We start from the raw sequence: 16,072 nt of genomic DNA, 5'->3' as shown, positions 1-16,072 counted from the left end.
AAAGGCCCCGGCGTTTCCACCGAGGCCCTGTCTGTATCATCATCTAAACCCGAGGGTTCAGTCGACGATCTTCACCATATGCGGCAGCTTGGCGATAGCGCCAAGAACCTCGGGAGTGTCTTCACGCTCCACGATACGGTGCATCTTGCCGAGGCCGAGACCGATGAGGATCTTCTTCTGGCTTTCGGGGCGACGGATCGGCGAACCGATCTGCTTGATCTTGATCTTCGCCATGATGCTTACTCCACGATGGCTTCAGCGGCGGCTTCAGCCTCCACTTCGGAAACACCACCGGCACGACCCAGAAGGTCAGCGACCTTCTTGCCACGACGCTGAGCGACCGACTTCGGCGAAGTCTGGTTGGACAGCGCGTCGAAGGTGGCGCGGATCATGTTGTACGGGTTCGAGGTGCCCACCGACTTGGTGACGACGTCATGGACGCCCAGGCTCTCGAACACCGCGCGCATCGGACCACCGGCGATGATACCCGTACCGGCCGGAGCCGAACGGACGTTCACGTTGCCGGCGCCGAAGTGGCCCTTGCCGTCGTGATGGAGGGTACGGCCCTCCTTCAGAGCGACACGGATCATCTTCTTCTTTGCAGAAGCAGTCGCCTTGGTGATCGCCTCGGGGACTTCACGAGCCTTGGAGTGACCGAAGCCAACCCGACCCTTGCCGTCACCGACGACAACCAGTGCCGCGAAGCCGAAGCGCTTACCGCCCTTGACGGTCTTCGAGACGCGGTTGATGTGCACCAGCTTCTCGATCAGTTCTTCGCCCTGATCTTCGTCGCTGCGGCCACCACCGCGACGATCGTCACGACGACCGCCACGGTTACCGCCACGATCGTTGCCGCCGCGGTCATTGCCGCCGCGACCACGACCACCACGACCACGTCCGCCCTCACGGGCTTCCTGCGGTGCGGCCTGCTCAGCCACAATCGGCTGCTCGTTGTTGTTTTCGTCAGCCATGATCAGAACTCCAGCCCGCCTTCACGGGCGGCATCGGCCAGCGCCTTGACGCGACCGTGGTACAGGAAGCCACCGCGGTCGAACACGACCGAGGTAACGCCCGCCTTGACGGCAGCCTCGGCCAGTTCCTTGCCGACGCGAACAGCAGCGTCGATGTCAGTGCCCTTGGCGCCGAGCGTGTTCGCTGCGGCGACAGTGTGACCCTGCGCATCGTCGATGATCTGCGCGTAGATGTGGCGGCCGGTGCGATGCACCGACAGACGGGGACGACCACCCGAACGCGCCTTGAGCGCGGTACGGACGCGGCGCGCACGGCGCGCGAAGAGAGACAGCTTTGCCATTACTTCTTCTTCCCTTCCTTGCGGAAGACGAACTCGCCGCGGTAGCGAATGCCCTTGCCCTTATAGGGCTCGGGCTTGCGCCAGCGACGAATCTCGGCCGCAAGCTGGCCGACCTTCTGCTTGTCGATGCCGGAGATCTCGACCGTGGTGTTGTCGGGGGTCTTGACCTCAATGCCTTCCGGCACGTCGATGTCGACGTCGTGCGAGTAGCCCAGCTGCAGCTTGAGGGTCTTGCCCTGCGAAGCGGCACGGTAGCCGACGCCCTTGATTTCGAGAACCTTGGTGAAGCCGTTTACAACGCCTTCGATCAGGTTCGAAACCAGGGTGCGCTGAAGGCCCCAGTGGCTGCGCGACGACTTCGAGTTGCCGATGGGCGTAACCGCGATGGTTTCACCCTCGACCGAAGTCTCGACGAGGTTTGACAGGCCCATGTTCAGGGTGCCCTTGGGCCCCTTCACCGAGAGAACGCCGTTGTCGATCTGGGCGGTGACACCGCCCGGGATCGCAACCGGCTTTTTACCGATGCGGCTCATCAGAAGACCTCCGCAAGCACTTCGCCACCGACGTTTGCGGTGCGAGCTTCGGCATCCGAAAGCACGCCGCGCGGCGTCGAGACGATGGTGATGCCCAGGCCGTTGCGCACGATCGGAAGTTCCTTGGAACCCGAATAGACGCGGCGGCCAGGCTTGGAGACACGGGCGATGTGCTTGATGGCGGGTTCGCCTTCAAAGTACTTCAGCTCGATACGCAGCTGCGGGTGAGCGCCGGTTGCATCATCGGAGAAGCCACGGATGTAGCCCTCGCGCTGAAGCACTTCCAGGACGCGCGCACGAAGCTTCGAAGCGGGCGAAAGGACGGTGTCCTTCTTCGCCTGCTGCCCGTTGCGGATGCGGGTGAGCATATCACCCAGGGGATCGGTCAATGCCATTTTCTAACCCTTACCAGCTCGACTTCGTCACACCGGGGATCATGCCCTTGTTGGCAAGATCACGCAGCTCGATGCGGCAAAGGCCGAACTTGCGGTAGTAACCGCGCGGACGGCCGGTCGTGGCGCAACGGTTGCGAACCCGGGTAGGGTTTGCGTTGCGCGGGATCTCGGCCAGCTTCAGGCGGGCGATCAGGCGCTCGGTTTCTTCGAGCGACTGGTCGTCGGCAACCGCCTTGAGGGCAGCGTACTTGCCTGCATACTTCTTGACGAGCTTCTTGCGACGCTCATTCTTGTTCACGGAACTCAGTTTCGCCATGGACTTAAGCTCTCTTCTTCAGCGGCTCACGCCGCCTCCTTCTGTTCCGACTCTTCAGCCGGGAACGGGAAACCGAACAGACGCAGCAGTTCGCGCGCCTCGTCGTCGGTCTTCGCGGTGGTGGTGACGATGATGTCCATCCCACGCACCTTGTCGATCCGGTCGTAGCTGATCTCCGGGAAGATGATCTGCTCCTTCAGGCCCATGGCATAGTTGCCACGGCCGTCGAACGACTTCGGGTTCAGACCACGAAAATCTCGGATGCGCGGCATGGCCACGGTCACAAGACGGTCGAGGAATTCGTACATACGCTCGCGGCGCAGCGTCACCTTGCAGCCGATCGGCATGCCTTCGCGCAGCTTGAACTGTGCGATCGACTTGCGGGCCTTGGTGACAACGGGCTTCTGGCCGGCGATGAGTTCCATCTCGGCAGCGGCAGTCTGGACCTTCTTCTTGTCCTGGCTGGCCTCACCGACGCCCATGTTGAGCGTGATCTTTTCGATCTTCGGGATTTCCATCACGTTCTTGTAACCGAACTTCTCGGTCATGGCCTTCGCGATTTCAGCGTCGAACTTGGTCCGCAGGCGCGGAATGTACTGCTCAGCCATCGATCGTCTCCCCGGACTTCACGGCCACGCGGACCTTCTTGCCGTCCTTGGTTTCAAAACGAACGCGGGTCGGCTTGCCGTCCTTGTCCGCAACGGCGACCTTGCAGATGTGCATCGGCGCAGGAATGCGGTCGATGCCACCCTGAGGGTTCGCCTGGGTGGGCTTGCGGTGGCGAGTGGCGACATTGACGCCCTCGACAACGACCTTGCCGTCCTTGGGCTGAACCTGGAGCACCGTACCGGTACGACCCTTGTCCTTGCCCGAGAGAACGACGACCGAGTCGCCCTTCTTGATCTTAGCGGCAGCCATTACAGCACCTCCGGCGCGAGCGAGATGATCTTCATGAAACCACGGCCACGAAGTTCGCGGACCACGGGACCGAAGATACGAGTGCCGATGGGCTCCTCGTTCTTGTTGATCAGCACGGCAGCATTGCTGTCGAAGCGGATCACGCTGCCGTCGCCACGGCGCACATCCTTGCGGGTGCGCACGATGACGGCGCGGTGCACGTCGCCCTTCTTGACGCGAGCACGCGGCTGCGCCTCCTTGATCGACACCACGATGATGTCGCCGACGCCTGCGAAACGACGCTTGGAGCCACCCAGTACCTTGATGCACTGGACGCGCTTTGCGCCGCTGTTGTCCGCGACGTCGAGATTGGATTGCATCTGGATCATCGATCCGGGTCCTTCTCAACTGGCTTGCCGGAACCAGTCCGGCAGTTCCTAAAAATACAGGCCCCCGAAGAGGCCCGAGTCGCCCGCAACGGGCGAAGGCGGCCCTTTGCCGCATTCACCCGCTCAGGTCAACTCTCGTCAGGCAAGGCCAAAGCCGGAGCCCGAAAGCCCCGGCTTCAATCTCAGCCGAGGATTAAACCTCAGCTTCGAGTGCCGTACCCTTGCTCGCCTGAAGACGATCAAGAACCTTCCAGGTCTTGGTCTTCGAGTAGGGCGCCGTCTCCTCGATCCGGACTTTCTCGCCGGTCTTGAAGGCGTTGTCCTCGTCGTGGGCGTGGTACTTCTTCGAGCGGCGGATGATCTTCCCGTAAAGGGGGTGCTTCACCTTGCGCTCGACGAGCACGGTCACGGTCTTGTCCGTCTTGTCGGAGACGACGGTCCCGCTAAGAATACGCTTGGGCATCGTTGCTTCTCCTTACGCCTTCGCCGAACCAGAACGCTCAGCCTGGAGCGTCTTGATGCGGGCGATGTCGCGACGGACTTCCTTGATGCGTGCCGGACGCTCGAGCTGGCTCGTGGCGGCCTGGAAACGCAGGTTGAACTGCTCGCGCTTGAGGTCGACGAGGTCAGCGGTCAGCTGGTCGTCGCTCTTGGCGCGGAAGTCTTCGGTCTTGGCGGCCATCATTCGCCTCCCAGGTGCGAGGTGTCGCCGAGACGGGCAACAACCTTGGTCTTGATCGGCAGCTTCATCGCAGCGCGTTCGAACGCTTCTGCAGCGAGCGGGCCGGCAACGCCGTCCAGTTCGAACAGGATGCGACCCGGCTTGACGCGGGCTGCCCAGTATTCGACCGCACCCTTGCCCTTACCCTGACGGACTTCGGCAGGCTTCTTGGAAACCGGCACATCCGGGAAGATGCGGATCCAGAGGCGACCCTGGCGCTTGATGTGACGCGTGATCGCGCGGCGAGCCGCCTCGATCTGGCGGGCGGTGATCCGCTCGGGCTCCATGGCCTTGAGGCCGTAGGAACCGAAGTTCAGGTCGGTGCCACCCTTGGCATCACCCTTGATCCGGCCCTTGAAGGCCTTACGGAACTTGTGCTTTTTCGGTTGCAGCATGGTGCTAACTCTATCCTAGACTCAGCGGGCCGGACGGACGCCGGAAGTCTGAGCTTCCATCATCAGTCGGTCCTGCGCCATCGGGTCATGGCCAAGGATTTCGCCCTTGAAGACCCACACCTTGATGCCGATGATGCCGTAGGCAGTCAGTGCCTCGACGTCAGCGTAATCGATGTTGGCGCGCAGGGTGTGAAGCGGCACGCGGCCTTCGCGATACTGCTCGACGCGGGCGATTTCCGCCCCGCCCAGACGGCCGCCGCACATGATCTTGATGCCTTCGGCACCCAGACGCATGGCAGACTGCATCGCGCGCTTCATCGCCCGGCGGAACGCCACGCGGCGGATCAGCTGGTCGGCGATACCCTGAGCGACGAGCCTTGCATCGACTTCCGGCTTGCGGATTTCGACGATGTTCAGCTTCACTTCGCTCTTGGTCATCGTCGCAAGCTGCTTGCGCAGCTTTTCGATGTCAGCACCCTTCTTGCCGATGATGACACCGGGACGAGCCGCAAAGATCGAGATGCGGCACAGCTTGGCCGGACGCTCGATCACCACCTTGGAGATAGCTGCCTGGGGCAGCGTCGCCATGATGGACTTGCGGATCTTGATGTCTTCTTCAAGAAGCTGGCGATAGTCCTGGCCTTCCGCAAACCAGCGGCTGTCCCAGGTGCGGTTGATCTGCAGACGCAGACCGATCGGATTGCTCTTATGACCCATGGATCAGGCCTCCTCGACTTCGCGAACGACGATCCGCAGGCGCGAAAACGGCTTGAGGATGCGGGTGGACTTGCCGCGACCACGAGCGTGGAAACGCTTCATGGTGATCGACTTGCCAACCGACGCCTCGGCGACGACGAGAGCGTCGACGTCGAGGTTGTGGTTGTTTTCCGCGTTGGCAATCGCCGAAGCGAGAACCTTGCGCGCATCAACAGCCATCGCCTTCGTGGAGAAGGAGAGGATGTTCATCGCATCTTCAACGCGCTGGCCACGGATAAGGGCAGCAACCAGGTTGAGCTTCTGGGCCGAACCACGAATGTTCGTGTTGACCGCAAGAGCTTCCTTGTCACCGACGCGGCGGGGTGCAGCTTGCTTGCTCACTTGCGCTTGCCCTTCTTGTCGGCGGCGTGGCCCGGGAACGTGCGGGTGGGAGCGAACTCACCCAGCTTGTGACCGACCATGTCCTCGTTGACCGAGACCGGGATGAACTTGTGCCCGTTGTAGACCGTGAAGGTCAGGCCAACGAACTGCGGGAGAATGGTGGAGCGGCGCGACCAGGTCTTGATCGGGCCACCACGGCTGCCGGCATCCTGCGCGACTTCAGCCTTCTTGAGAAGGTAGAGGTCAACGAAGGGGCCTTTCCAGACGGAACGTGCCATCGTGACTTACCTCTTCTTCTTGGCGTGACGCGAACGGATGATAAGCTTATCCGTCTGCTTGTTGTTGCGAGTGCGAGCACCCTTGGTCGGCTTGCCCCAGGGCGTAACCGGGTGACGACCACCCGAAGTACGACCTTCACCACCACCGTGCGGGTGATCGACCGGGTTCTTTGCCACACCACGCGTAAGCGGACGACGGCCCATCCAGCGCTTGCGGCCGGCCTTTGCGAGGGTCTGGTTGCCGTTGTCGGGGTTCGACACAGCACCAACGGTCCCCATGCAATCGCCGCGCAGGTAGCGCTGCTCACCCGAGTTGAGGCGCACGATGACCATGCCGCGGTCACGACCGACGACCTGGACGTATGTGCCTGCCGAACGGGCGATCTGGCCACCCTTGCCCGGCTTCATCTCGACGTTGTGGCAGATCGTGCCAACCGGCATCTGCGACAGGAGCATGGCGTTGCCAGGCTTCACGTCGGTCTTCTCGCCGGCGACGACGACGTCACCGACCGCAAGACGCTGCGGCGCGATGATGTAGGTCTGCTCGCCGTCGGTGTACTTCACCAGAGCGATGAAGGCCGTGCGGTTGGGATCGTATTCGATACGCTCCACGGTCGCTTCCATATCGAACTTACGACGCTTGAAGTCGATGAAGCGATACTTCTGCTTGTGACCGCCAGCGATACCGCGCGAGGTCACGTGACCCTTGTTGTTGCGGCCGCCGGTCTTGCTCTTGCCTTCGGTCAGCGCCTTGAGGGGCTTGCCCTTCCAGAGCGACGACTTGTCGACGAGGACCAGGCCACGGCGTGCCGGGCTGGTCGGGTTATATTTCTTCAGTGCCATCTGATCAGCCCCGCACGCCTTCGGTGACGTCAATCGACTGGCCTTCGGCCAGCGTGACAATCGCCTTCTTCACGTCGCTGCGGCGGTATTCCCTACCGCGCCAGCGCTTGGTCTTGCCCTTGACGACCAGGGTGTTGACGCCAGTTACCTTGACATCGAACAGCGCCTCGACGGCAGCCTTGATCTGGGGCTTGGTCGCTGCATCAGCCACCTTGAAGACAACCGCGTTATGCTCGGAGAGCAGGGTCGACTTCTCAGTGATGTGCGGCGAGAGGATCACGTCAAAATGACGGATGTCCACGTTGCTCTTAGCCATTGAAACGGGCCTCCAGCTTTTCGACAGCGGCGCGGGTCAGCACCAGCGTGTCGTGCTTCAGGATGTCGTAGACATTGGCGCCGACAGCAGGAAGCACGTTGACACCGATGATGTTGCGGGCGGCAAGAGCGAAGCCCTCGTTGACCTGCTCACCGTCCATGACGAGGATCTTCTTGCCGAAGTTCGCCTTGGCGAGGTCACCGACGAGGCTCTTCGTCTTGGCATCGGCAACGTCAAGCGAGTTGACGATAACGAGACCGTTCTGAGCCTTGGCCGAGAGAGCCATCTTCAGACCGAGAGCACGAATCTTCTTGTTCAGCGAGACGTTGAACTCGCGGCGACGTGCACCGTGAGCCTTACCACCGCCGATGAACACCGGAGCTGCACGGTCGCCGTGACGAGCGGTACCACCACCCTTCTGACGGCCGAACTTCTTGCCGGTACGTGCGACATCCGAACGCTCGCGAGTCGCACGGGCAATGCCGCGACGATTCTCGAGCTGCCAGGTGACGACGCGATGCAGGATGTCCGCGCGCGGCTCGAGGCCGAACACGTCGTCCGAAAGCTCGATGTCGGCGTTAGCGGCCGAACCGTCGATGTTGAGGACTTGAACCTTCATGATTAGCCCTCCTGGCCTTCGGTCGCTTCGGGAGCCGCCACATCAGCGGGGGTCTCGGCAGCGGCCGTGTCGTTGATGTTGGAAGCCTGGATCAGGCCGGCGGGGTACGGAGCCTCGGCGTGACGGTCGACCTTGACGGCGTCCGAAACGGTGAGCCAGCCGTTCTTCGAACCAGGGACCGAGCCCTTGACGAAGATCAGGCCACGCTCGTCGTCCACGCGGACGACTTCGAGGTTCTGCTGCGTACGCTGACGGTCACCCATGTGGCCGGCCATCTTCTTGTTCTTGAAGACCTTGCCCGGATCCTGGCGCTGACCGGTCGAACCGTGTGCACGGTGCGAGATCGAAACGCCGTGAGTTGCGCGCATACCGCCGAAGCCCCAGCGCTTCATAGCGCCCTGGAAGCCCTTGCCCTGCGTGTGACCGCCTACGTCGACCAGCTGGCCGGGCACGAAGTGCGAGGCTGCGATCGTCGAGCCGACCTCGAGGAGGGCATCGTCGGCGACGCGGAATTCCGCGACGCGCATCTTGAGGGAAACTTCAGCCTTGGCGAAATGCTCGCGCTGCGGCTTGGCGACGTTCTTCTGCTTGGCTTCACCAGCACCGAGCTGAACCGCGACGTAACCGTCACGATCAGAGGTGCGGACCGAAACCACCTGGCAGCCTTCCAGGGCCAGGACGGTGACGGGCACATGGCGGCCATCCTCCTGGAACAGGCGGGTCATCCCGACTTTCTTGGCGATCACGCCGGTACGCATGACCTTCTCCTTACAGAGGCGTGCGCAGGACCATCCCCCGCACGCGTGTCCAACCCTATTTGTGATACGAACCCCGTCCGGGTCAGATGTTCCCTGCAAACCCACAAGGGCTGCGGAAACGAGACGGGGGACGCATTCCCGGCACTTCCCGAAGGAGGCACCAGAGGTATCCCTTGTGTCCCCTTTGGTTTCCCTAGGGGCGCTGTCTATGCGGGTTTCTCCCCGCAAAGCCGGCCGCAAGTGCCGACAAGGTAATTTGGATCCGAAGATCCGAATTTCGCCTCGATCGTTTAAAGTCCGATCGGAAAAGACTTATCGGGGCGACCCTTGAGGATCACCCCGTAAGCTAGCGTTAGGCCAGCTTGATTTCGACGTTCACGCCGGCCGCGAGGTCCAGCTTCATCAGCGCGTCGACAGTGGCAGCGTTGGGCTGCACGATGTCGAGGAGACGCTTGTAGGTGCGGACCTCGAACTGCTCGCGCGACTTCTTGTCGACGTGCGGACCGCGGTTCACGGTGAACTTCTCGATCTGGGTCGGCAGCGGAATGGGGCCCCGAATAAGCGCGCCTGTGCGGCGGGCCGTGTCGGCGATCTCACCAGTTGCCTGGTCGAGTACGCGGTGGTCAAACGCCTTCAGGCGAATGCGAATGTTCTGAGCTTCCATACCTACTACCGATGAGAAAGAGCCAAAGGGCCGAAGCCCCATTAAATTCGAGACGCGCCCCTACACCGCCAAGCCGAGTCGATCAAGGGATAGTTTACCGGATTCTGCCGCCCTCACCGCACACCCTTGGCGCGGCGTAAGGAATGCAGTCCGCGCGCAGCCCCCACCTTCCCTGAAAACGCAAAAAGCCCGGCCTTCCTTGCGGAAGGCCGGGCCAATCACGTTAGCCTTGGATCAGCGAATTACTTCGTGATCTTCGACACGACGCCCGAACCAACGGTACGGCCGCCTTCGCGGATTGCGAAGCGCAGGCCATCGTCCATGGCGATCGGCGCGATGAGCTTGACGCTGATCGTGACGTTGTCGCCAGGCATGACCATCTCAGTGCCCTCGGGGAGGATCACTTCGCCGGTCACGTCGGTGGTGCGGAAGTAGAACTGCGGACGGTAGTTGGCAAAGAACGGCGTGTGACGGCCACCTTCATCCTTCGACAGAACATAGACTTCAGCCGAGAACTCGGTGTGCGGGGTCACAGTGCCCGGCTTGGCCAGAACCTGGCCGCGCTCGACGTCTTCACGCTTCAGCCCGCGAACCAGCGCGCCGATGTTGTCGCCCGCACGACCTTCGTCGAGCAGCTTGCGGAACATTTCGACGCCGGTGACGACGGTCTTCTGGGTGTTGCGGATGCCGACAACTTCGACTTCCTCACCAACCTTGACGATGCCGGTTTCGACGCGGCCGGTCACAACCGTACCACGACCCGAGATCGAGAACACGTCCTCGACGGGCATCAGGAACGCCTTGTCGGTGGGACGCGGCGGCTGCGGGATGTAGCTGTCGACTGCAGCCATCAGCTCAAGGATCTTTTCCTTGCCGATGTTGTCGTCGCGACCTTCGAGAGCGGCAAGTGCCGAACCCATGATGATGGGAATGTTGTCGCCGTCGAAGTCATACGACGAGAGCAGTTCGCGAACTTCGAGTTCTACGAGCTCGAGCAGCTCGGCGTCGTCGACCTGGTCGACCTTGTTCATGAACACGACGAGCTGCGGCACGCCAACCTGGCGAGCAAGCAGGATGTGCTCGCGGGTCTGCGGCATCGGGCCGTCAGCAGCGTTCACAACGAGGATCGCGCCGTCCATCTGGGCAGCACCGGTGATCATGTTCTTGACGTAGTCAGCGTGACCCGGGCAGTCGACGTGCGCATAGTGACGTGCTTCGGTCTCGTACTCGACGTGTGCGGTCGAGATCGTGATGCCGCGCTCGCGCTCCTCGGGAGCCTTGTCGATGTTCGCGAAGTCAACGGCGGTACCGCCGAACGCTTCAGCCATCACCTTGGTGATTGCGGCGGTCAGCGTGGTCTTGCCGTGGTCGACGTGACCGATGGTGCCGATGTTGCAGTGCGGCTTGTTCCGCTCAAATTTAGCCTTGGCCATCTTTCAAACCTTCTTTCGTCTTGATTTCGAATCTGCGGGGTATCGGAGCGGAGCCCGCGGACGCAGGCGCCGCCCCTAGAACCATTCGTTTCTTCAGGCAAGCATTCTTGGCCGTCAGGCCAGCTTCTCCTTGACCTCAGCCGCGACGTTCGCCGGGACTTCGTCATAGTGAGAGAACTGCATCGAGTAGTTCGCACGGCCCTGGGTGAACGAACGCAGGCTGTTCACGTAGCCGAACATGTTCGCGAGCGGCACGTTGGCGTCCACGACCTGGGCGTTACCACGGCTGTCGGTGCCCTGGATCTGACCACGACGCGAGTTGAGATCGCCGATGACGTCGCCCATGAACTCCTCAGGGGTGACGACTTCGACCTTCATGATCGGCTCGAGCAGCTTGATGCCTGCCTTCTGCGCCACTTCGCGCATCGCAGCACGGCCGGCGATTTCGAACGCCAGGGCGCTCGAGTCGACGTCGTGGTACGAACCGTCGTAGAGGACGATGTCGAAGTCGATGATCGGGAAGCCGACCAGCGAACCCGAGGCTGCGGTTTCGCGCATACCCTTTTCGATCGCGGGGATATATTCCTTCGGAATGTTACCGCCCTTGATCTCGTCCTTGAACGTGATGCCCGAACCGCGCTCGCCCGGCGTGACCTTGACCTTCACGCGGCCGAACTGACCGGTACCACCCGACTGCTTCTTGTGGGTGTAGTCAACGTCGACCGGCTTGCCGAGGTATTCGCGGTAAGCCACCTGCGGCGCACCGACGTTGGCCTCGACCTTGAACTCGCGGCGCATACGATCGACGATGATGTCGAGGTGAAGCTCGCCCATGCCCTTGATGATCGTCTGGCCCGACTCGTGGTCGGTCGAAACGCGGAACGAGGGGTCCTCAGCCGAGAGACGGTTGAGCGCGATGCCCATCTTCTCCTGGTCGGCCTTGGTCTTGGGTTCCACCGACAGCTCGATGACCGGCTCGGGGAATTCCATGCGCTCGAGCACGATCGGCGCGCGCTCCGAGCAGAGCGTGTCGCCCGTCGTGGTTTCCTTCATGCCGGCGAGAGCGACGATGTCACCCGCGAACGACTCGTCGATGTCCTTACGGTCGTTGGCGTGCATCTCGAGGATACGGCCAACCTTTTCCTTCTTGCCCTTCACCGAGTTCAAGTAGGTGCCCTTGGTGAGCGTACCCGAGTAGATGCGGATGAAGGTGAGCGAGCCCACGAACGGATCGTTCATGACCTTGAAGGCAAGCGCCGAGAACGGAGCATCGTCCTGCGGAGGACGGCTGTCGGCCTCGTCGCTGTCGACCTTGACGCCCTGGACGTCTTCGATGTCGAGCGGCGAAGGCAGGTAGTCGACGACGGCGTCGAGCAGGGCCTGGACGCCCTTGTTCTTGAATGCCGAACCGCAGACGACGGGAACGAACGCGTGCGCCAGCGTGCCCTTGCGGATCAGCGCCTTGAGCGTGTCGACGTCAGGCTCGGTGCCTTCGAGGTACGCTTCCATCGCGGCATCGTCCTGATCGACAACGAGTTCGATCAGCGCGGTGCGATATTCAGCGGCTTCGTCGACGAGGTCGGCGGGGATCTCTTCGTAGAAGAATTCGGCGCCCAGCGACTCGTCCTTCCAGATGATCGCGCGGTTGTTCACGAGGTCGACGAGGCCCTTCAGGTCGGCTTCGAGGCCGATCGGAATGTACAGGACGGCCGGGGTTGCACCGAGGCGGTCGATGATCGACTGCACGCAGTACTTGAAGTTGGCGCCGGTGCGGTCGAGCTTGTTGATGAAGCACATGCGCGGAACGCCGTACTTGTCGGCCTGGCGCCACACGGTTTCCGACTGCGGCTCAACGCCGGCAACGCCGTCGAAGCAGGCCACGGCGCCGTCGAGCACGCGGAGCGAACGCTCGACTTCAATCGTGAAGTCGACGTGGCCCGGGGTGTCGATGATGTTGATGCGGTGATCGCCCCAGAAGCAGGTGGTCGCTGCCGAGGTGATGGTGATTCCGCGCTCCTGCTCCTGCTCCATCCAGTCCATGGTCGCGGCGCCGTCGTGCACTTCGCCGATCTTGTAGGACTTGCCGGTGTAGTAGAGGATACGCTCGGTCGTCGTGGTCTTACCAGCGTCGATGTGCGCCATAATACCGATATTGCGGTACATATTGAGCGGATGGCTGCGTGCCATGGGAGAATCCTTAGCGAGGGTTTTCGGGAGCGAGAGCGGTCTTCAGATAAGACCTTGCGCCCTGAAATGAAAGTGTGACGCCCGGATGACTCATCACCCGGGCGACACGACGCACATTACCAGCGGTAGTGCGAGAAGGCGCGGTTCGCGTCCGCCATGCGGTGCGTGTCTTCGCGCTTCTTCACGGCGTTGCCGCGGTTGTTCGAGGCGTCGAGCAGCTCGCCCGAAAGGCGTGCGGCCATGGTGGTCTCCGGGCGGTTACGCGCGGCGGTGATCAGCCAGCGGATCGCCAGAGCCTGTGCGCGCTCCGGACGAACCTCGACGGGGACCTGGTAGGTCGCACCACCGACGCGGCGCGAACGCACTTCGATCTGGGGCGAGACGTTGTTCAGTGCGTCATGGAACAGCTGGATCGGGTCCGACTTGGCGCGGGTTTCCATGGTTTCCATGGCACCGTAGACGATCGCTTCAGCGACCGACTTCTTGCCGTCGTACATGAGGTTGTTCATGAACTTGGACAGGATGAGATCCCCGAACTTGGGATCAGGCAGGATTTCCCGCTTCTCGGGACGACGACGACGTGACATCGCATGTATTCCTTGTTTTTTCGGGCGGGAGCCTGAGGCCCCGCCGCCCGGTCAATCTCTACAATCGTGCGGCGCGATAAAAACGCCGCGACCGATCACTTCGGACGCTTGGCGCCGTACTTCGAACGGCTCTGCTTGCGATCCTTCACGCCCTGCGTGTCGAGCACGCCGCGCAGGATGTGGTAGCGAACGCCGGGAAGATCGCGGACGCGGCCGCCGCGGATGAGCACGACCGAGTGCTCCTGCAGGTTGTGGCCTTCACCCGGAATGTAGGAGATGACTTCGCGGCTGTTGGTCAGACGCACCTTGGCGACCTTGCGGAGTGCCGAGTTCGGCTTCTTCGGGGTCGTGGTGTAAACGCGGGTGCAAACGCCGCGCTTCTGCGGGTTCTGCTCCATCGCAGGAACCTTGGACTTGGCCTTCTGCGGTTCGCGGCCCTTGCGGACCAGCTGGTTGATAGTGGGCATCTATACTCTTCTTTCAAATTGGGAGTGCGATGGATGCGCTCCGAAAATCATCGGAACGGACCGATCGCACCCCGGTTTTGCCAACCGGGCCGATAAGCCTTGCGAAAGGAAGAGTATGAAAGGGTTCACGCCGCAGCGATGAAGGAATGCACGAACCGCGTCGTCCCAGCATAGCCGGGACCGCCATCGATTTGCGCAGGCCCTTAAAGCCGCACACGTGAGCCGAAAAACACTCCACCCGGCGCGAGGCGCTACCGGATTACTCTGCCACCCTGCCGCCCCGCCCGACGCGAATCGGGACCGGGACGTATCTTCCGAGGCATGTCCGCAGCGGCGAAACCGCTGGAACTGCTCGGAAAACTACCGGAATGGCAATGTTCAGCTCTATGTCGTCCACCGCGAGTAAACCCGCGAGGGATGCGGGCCTGTAGGGGATTGGGGGGATTGGGTCAACCTATCCAACACTGTCACCCAGATGGCGTCAATTACAGTCGAATGCCATCACCTCCAGCACACTAAGCCATTCTGAATTGGTACGGTAATATTTTGCGCATTCAAAACGGGAATTCTAACCCGTCTTCTTCCACTGCTTTGATAAAATCATCCAACGCACGGTCAGCACCAGTAGATTGACGCATAGCTAAGTTGTACAAACTTGCCATTTTAGTGTAGTAATTATCATCCCCAAAGATAGTTTCGATTTTATTTAAATCTTCGTCGCTGAATACTTCCAAATAGTCCCCAGATCTATTCAGAAGAGAGAGCGTATAAACATCTTCAAACTTATCTTCATCCTCTCTTTTTTGAATATTAAGCAATACATCTCCATTCCATACAGAAATTATCCTGCGACTTGAGTCAAAATCCCAATCTATTTTCTGCTTTTTTGTTTTCTCCAGAAGAAGATCAACGAATTTAGCGTATTTATTTAGAATCTCACTCACCGATGTTGCTCCGATCTAAAGCGACCCGAATTGAAGTGATCAGTCGGTCATGGTCGCGCAAAATTGACAAAGTTTTCGGAGTTTCAACGTCCGGTAAGCCGGGAGGTGAACTGCTATCTAAGCGCTCGCAAAGACGATTCGCATGTACCATCGCCTTGCCTAACTTCTCATAATGAGAAGAAATTTCCGGCACCTGCAATTCTCGTATGGTAAACAAAGATTTAGAAAATGAATCAAGAGCATCATTAGCCTGATCCCAATCACGGTCTTTTACATATTTTCTAGCAGCCAAGAGAAATCCTTCAGCACGTGAAGTTTCAGCAACAGCATTAAACTTGAAAACTGCAAATTGAATGTTCTTTATTTCATCCGAAACAGCTTCAGTTGCTTTTTTAGTTCGAGAAAGTTGCCCAAGCGTAACTGCAAACCCGACGAGCGAGATTACCAAGCCTAGGATGGCTAACCAAAACCCGAAACCTTGCACTTCATAGGTTGAGGAGGCATTGAACGGCCAATCAAACAATCAACAGCTCCATCGTGCGAATTGGCCTAAGCTCGTGAGAGGTAAGGGACAGGCGCTACTTACTTGAAATTCAAAATGCACGAATGGTCTAAATCTGCAAGCGAGGCTGCCCTGCAATTCCCAGATTCGATTATGTATTTTTGACGTCTAGCTACTCTATCTCGGTTGAACGGGCGGATGACATCTCTGCTGGAAAATCCAAAAACCATTTTCCTACACACCCCGCTCTCCCATACATAGGTCCGCCATCGGGAACGTCCCTTCCACCATCATGGAGTGACCTGCCTCATGTCGCGATCGACCCGGCACCTTTCGCCTGCCCTGCCCCGCCCTGCCGCTGACGACGGGGAGGCGCGGGAGGCCTCTGCGGCTGCGCTGCCCCTCGCGGATGACGCTG

26 protein-coding genes are annotated in these 16,072 nt (G+C 60.5%); all 26 read right to left on the bottom strand.

Going from position 1 to position 16,072, the window contains the following annotated elements; translation table 11 throughout:
* Window positions 1–57 precede the first annotated feature (57 nt).
* Window positions 58–234 (bottom strand): 50S ribosomal protein L30, encoded by a 177-nt coding sequence (rpmD, locus tag GVL61_RS22675; RefSeq protein ID WP_159983226.1) that lies wholly within the window; start codon window positions 232–234, stop codon window positions 58–60.
* Window positions 235–239: 5 nt separating this feature from the next.
* On the bottom strand, window positions 240–971 hold the full coding sequence (gene rpsE, locus GVL61_RS22670; RefSeq protein ID WP_159983224.1) for a 30S ribosomal protein S5: 732 nt from the start codon (window positions 969–971) through the stop codon (window positions 240–242).
* A 2-nt stretch (window positions 972–973) separates the two neighbouring features.
* On the bottom strand, window positions 974–1,312 hold the full coding sequence (gene rplR, locus GVL61_RS22665; protein WP_007682154.1) for a 50S ribosomal protein L18: 339 nt from the start codon (window positions 1,310–1,312) through the stop codon (window positions 974–976).
* Complete coding sequence (gene rplF, locus GVL61_RS22660; protein WP_059151599.1) at window positions 1,312–1,845, bottom strand: 50S ribosomal protein L6; 534 nt, start codon at window positions 1,843–1,845, stop codon at window positions 1,312–1,314. The genes rplR and rplF overlap by 1 nt, the downstream gene beginning before the upstream one ends.
* Window positions 1,845–2,240: a 30S ribosomal protein S8 gene (rpsH, locus tag GVL61_RS22655; protein WP_007682156.1), complete on the bottom strand. Its 396-nt coding sequence runs from the start codon at window positions 2,238–2,240 to the stop codon at window positions 1,845–1,847. Before rpsH ends, rplF begins: the two co-directional genes overlap by 1 nt.
* 10 nt (window positions 2,241–2,250) lie before the next feature.
* Window positions 2,251–2,556, bottom strand: a complete 306-nt coding sequence (rpsN, locus tag GVL61_RS22650; protein ID WP_043971087.1) for a 30S ribosomal protein S14 — start codon at window positions 2,554–2,556, stop codon at window positions 2,251–2,253.
* A gap of 26 nt (window positions 2,557–2,582) precedes the next feature.
* On the bottom strand, window positions 2,583–3,164 hold the full coding sequence (rplE, locus tag GVL61_RS22645) for a 50S ribosomal protein L5 (RefSeq protein ID WP_159983222.1): 582 nt from the start codon (window positions 3,162–3,164) through the stop codon (window positions 2,583–2,585).
* Complete coding sequence (gene rplX / locus GVL61_RS22640) at window positions 3,157–3,474, bottom strand: 50S ribosomal protein L24 (RefSeq protein ID WP_043971090.1); 318 nt, start codon at window positions 3,472–3,474, stop codon at window positions 3,157–3,159. The genes rplE and rplX overlap by 8 nt, the downstream gene beginning before the upstream one ends.
* A complete protein-coding gene (rplN, locus tag GVL61_RS22635) occupies window positions 3,474–3,842 on the bottom strand; it encodes a 50S ribosomal protein L14 (RefSeq protein WP_043971092.1) in 369 nt (122 codons plus the stop codon). Before rplN ends, rplX begins: the two co-directional genes overlap by 1 nt.
* A gap of 193 nt (window positions 3,843–4,035) precedes the next feature.
* Window positions 4,036–4,305 carry a 30S ribosomal protein S17 gene (rpsQ, locus tag GVL61_RS22630; RefSeq protein WP_159983220.1) on the bottom strand — a complete coding sequence of 90 codons (270 nt, stop codon included), beginning with the start codon at window positions 4,303–4,305 and terminating at the stop codon, window positions 4,036–4,038.
* Window positions 4,306–4,317: 12 nt separating this feature from the next.
* On the bottom strand, window positions 4,318–4,524 hold the full coding sequence (gene rpmC, locus GVL61_RS22625) for a 50S ribosomal protein L29 (protein WP_043971096.1): 207 nt from the start codon (window positions 4,522–4,524) through the stop codon (window positions 4,318–4,320).
* A complete protein-coding gene (rplP, locus tag GVL61_RS22620; protein ID WP_159983218.1) occupies window positions 4,524–4,958 on the bottom strand; it encodes a 50S ribosomal protein L16 in 435 nt (144 codons plus the stop codon). Before rplP ends, rpmC begins: the two co-directional genes overlap by 1 nt.
* 21 nt (window positions 4,959–4,979) lie before the next feature.
* Window positions 4,980–5,675 (bottom strand): 30S ribosomal protein S3, encoded by a 696-nt coding sequence (rpsC, locus tag GVL61_RS22615; protein ID WP_159983216.1) that lies wholly within the window; start codon window positions 5,673–5,675, stop codon window positions 4,980–4,982.
* A 3-nt stretch (window positions 5,676–5,678) separates the two neighbouring features.
* Window positions 5,679–6,056: a 50S ribosomal protein L22 gene (rplV, locus tag GVL61_RS22610; RefSeq protein ID WP_043971103.1), complete on the bottom strand. Its 378-nt coding sequence runs from the start codon at window positions 6,054–6,056 to the stop codon at window positions 5,679–5,681.
* Window positions 6,053–6,334 carry a 30S ribosomal protein S19 gene (gene rpsS / locus GVL61_RS22605; protein WP_043971105.1) on the bottom strand — a complete coding sequence of 94 codons (282 nt, stop codon included), beginning with the start codon at window positions 6,332–6,334 and terminating at the stop codon, window positions 6,053–6,055. Before rpsS ends, rplV begins: the two co-directional genes overlap by 4 nt.
* A gap of 6 nt (window positions 6,335–6,340) precedes the next feature.
* Complete coding sequence (rplB, locus tag GVL61_RS22600) at window positions 6,341–7,177, bottom strand: 50S ribosomal protein L2 (protein ID WP_043971106.1); 837 nt, start codon at window positions 7,175–7,177, stop codon at window positions 6,341–6,343.
* 4 nt (window positions 7,178–7,181) lie between these two features.
* Window positions 7,182–7,493, bottom strand: coding sequence for a 50S ribosomal protein L23 (locus tag GVL61_RS22595; protein WP_043971108.1), 312 nt, complete (start codon window positions 7,491–7,493; stop codon window positions 7,182–7,184).
* Complete coding sequence (gene rplD, locus GVL61_RS22590; protein WP_159983214.1) at window positions 7,486–8,112, bottom strand: 50S ribosomal protein L4; 627 nt, start codon at window positions 8,110–8,112, stop codon at window positions 7,486–7,488. Before rplD ends, GVL61_RS22595 begins: the two co-directional genes overlap by 8 nt.
* Window positions 8,113–8,114: 2 nt before the next feature.
* A complete protein-coding gene (rplC, locus tag GVL61_RS22585; RefSeq protein ID WP_159983212.1) occupies window positions 8,115–8,870 on the bottom strand; it encodes a 50S ribosomal protein L3 in 756 nt (251 codons plus the stop codon).
* Window positions 8,871–9,222: 352 nt separating this feature from the next.
* Window positions 9,223–9,534, bottom strand: coding sequence for a 30S ribosomal protein S10 (gene rpsJ / locus GVL61_RS22580; RefSeq protein ID WP_007682171.1), 312 nt, complete (start codon window positions 9,532–9,534; stop codon window positions 9,223–9,225).
* A gap of 242 nt (window positions 9,535–9,776) precedes the next feature.
* Complete coding sequence (gene tuf / locus GVL61_RS22575) at window positions 9,777–10,967, bottom strand: elongation factor Tu (protein ID WP_159983210.1); 1,191 nt, start codon at window positions 10,965–10,967, stop codon at window positions 9,777–9,779.
* A gap of 114 nt (window positions 10,968–11,081) precedes the next feature.
* Window positions 11,082–13,154, bottom strand: coding sequence for an elongation factor G (gene fusA / locus GVL61_RS22570; protein WP_159983208.1), 2,073 nt, complete (start codon window positions 13,152–13,154; stop codon window positions 11,082–11,084).
* 116 nt (window positions 13,155–13,270) lie between these two features.
* Window positions 13,271–13,741, bottom strand: a complete 471-nt coding sequence (rpsG, locus tag GVL61_RS22565) for a 30S ribosomal protein S7 (protein WP_159983206.1) — start codon at window positions 13,739–13,741, stop codon at window positions 13,271–13,273.
* A 95-nt stretch (window positions 13,742–13,836) separates the two neighbouring features.
* Window positions 13,837–14,208, bottom strand: coding sequence for a 30S ribosomal protein S12 (rpsL, locus tag GVL61_RS22560; RefSeq protein ID WP_007011879.1), 372 nt, complete (start codon window positions 14,206–14,208; stop codon window positions 13,837–13,839).
* Between the two features lie 554 nt (window positions 14,209–14,762).
* Entirely contained in the window at window positions 14,763–15,152 is a 390-nt protein-coding gene (locus GVL61_RS22555) for a hypothetical protein (RefSeq protein ID WP_159983205.1), read from the bottom strand.
* A complete protein-coding gene (locus tag GVL61_RS22550) occupies window positions 15,145–15,675 on the bottom strand; it encodes a hypothetical protein (protein WP_159983204.1) in 531 nt (176 codons plus the stop codon). The genes GVL61_RS22555 and GVL61_RS22550 overlap by 8 nt, the downstream gene beginning before the upstream one ends.
* Window positions 15,676–16,072 lie beyond the last annotated feature (397 nt).

Origin of the sequence: Novosphingobium sp. 18050, assembly GCF_902706195.1 — a bacterium.
Taxonomy (GTDB): Bacteria; Pseudomonadota; Alphaproteobacteria; order Sphingomonadales; family Sphingomonadaceae; genus Novosphingobium.
This window is presented reverse-complemented; position numbering and strand designations above follow the sequence as displayed.

What these genes read in the sequence shown, in the direction of transcription:
- rpsG (WP_159983206.1), bottom strand. Translation starts at nt 13,741, where the DNA reads ATGTCACGTCGTCGTCGTCCCGAGAAGCGGGAAATCCTGCCTGATCCC.
- rpmC (WP_043971096.1), bottom strand. Translation starts at nt 4,524, where the DNA reads ATGGCCGCCAAGACCGAAGACTTCCGCGCCAAGAGCGACGACCAGCTG.
- rplC (WP_159983212.1), bottom strand. Translation starts at nt 8,870, where the DNA reads ATGCGTACCGGCGTGATCGCCAAGAAAGTCGGGATGACCCGCCTGTTC.
- rplF (WP_059151599.1), bottom strand. Translation starts at nt 1,845, where the DNA reads ATGAGCCGCATCGGTAAAAAGCCGGTTGCGATCCCGGGCGGTGTCACC.
- rplB (WP_043971106.1), bottom strand. Translation starts at nt 7,177, where the DNA reads ATGGCACTGAAGAAATATAACCCGACCAGCCCGGCACGCCGTGGCCTG.
- GVL61_RS22595 (WP_043971108.1), bottom strand. Translation starts at nt 7,493, where the DNA reads ATGGCTAAGAGCAACGTGGACATCCGTCATTTTGACGTGATCCTCTCG.
- rpsC (WP_159983216.1), bottom strand. Translation starts at nt 5,675, where the DNA reads ATGGGTCATAAGAGCAATCCGATCGGTCTGCGTCTGCAGATCAACCGC.
- rpsL (WP_007011879.1), bottom strand. Translation starts at nt 14,208, where the DNA reads ATGCCCACTATCAACCAGCTGGTCCGCAAGGGCCGCGAACCGCAGAAG.
- rpsE (WP_159983224.1), bottom strand. Translation starts at nt 971, where the DNA reads ATGGCTGACGAAAACAACAACGAGCAGCCGATTGTGGCTGAGCAGGCC.
- rpmD (WP_159983226.1), bottom strand. Translation starts at nt 234, where the DNA reads ATGGCGAAGATCAAGATCAAGCAGATCGGTTCGCCGATCCGTCGCCCC.
- rplN (WP_043971092.1), bottom strand. Translation starts at nt 3,842, where the DNA reads ATGATCCAGATGCAATCCAATCTCGACGTCGCGGACAACAGCGGCGCA.
- fusA (WP_159983208.1), bottom strand. Translation starts at nt 13,154, where the DNA reads ATGGCACGCAGCCATCCGCTCAATATGTACCGCAATATCGGTATTATG.
- rplP (WP_159983218.1), bottom strand. Translation starts at nt 4,958, where the DNA reads ATGCTGCAACCGAAAAAGCACAAGTTCCGTAAGGCCTTCAAGGGCCGG.
- rpsN (WP_043971087.1), bottom strand. Translation starts at nt 2,556, where the DNA reads ATGGCGAAACTGAGTTCCGTGAACAAGAATGAGCGTCGCAAGAAGCTC.
- tuf (WP_159983210.1), bottom strand. Translation starts at nt 10,967, where the DNA reads ATGGCCAAGGCTAAATTTGAGCGGAACAAGCCGCACTGCAACATCGGC.
- rpsS (WP_043971105.1), bottom strand. Translation starts at nt 6,334, where the DNA reads ATGGCACGTTCCGTCTGGAAAGGCCCCTTCGTTGACCTCTACCTTCTC.
- rpsH (WP_007682156.1), bottom strand. Translation starts at nt 2,240, where the DNA reads ATGGCATTGACCGATCCCCTGGGTGATATGCTCACCCGCATCCGCAAC.
- rpsQ (WP_159983220.1), bottom strand. Translation starts at nt 4,305, where the DNA reads ATGCCCAAGCGTATTCTTAGCGGGACCGTCGTCTCCGACAAGACGGAC.
- rplD (WP_159983214.1), bottom strand. Translation starts at nt 8,112, where the DNA reads ATGAAGGTTCAAGTCCTCAACATCGACGGTTCGGCCGCTAACGCCGAC.
- rplE (WP_159983222.1), bottom strand. Translation starts at nt 3,164, where the DNA reads ATGGCTGAGCAGTACATTCCGCGCCTGCGGACCAAGTTCGACGCTGAA.
- rplX (WP_043971090.1), bottom strand. Translation starts at nt 3,474, where the DNA reads ATGGCTGCCGCTAAGATCAAGAAGGGCGACTCGGTCGTCGTTCTCTCG.
- rpsJ (WP_007682171.1), bottom strand. Translation starts at nt 9,534, where the DNA reads ATGGAAGCTCAGAACATTCGCATTCGCCTGAAGGCGTTTGACCACCGC.
- rplR (WP_007682154.1), bottom strand. Translation starts at nt 1,312, where the DNA reads ATGGCAAAGCTGTCTCTCTTCGCGCGCCGTGCGCGCCGCGTCCGTACC.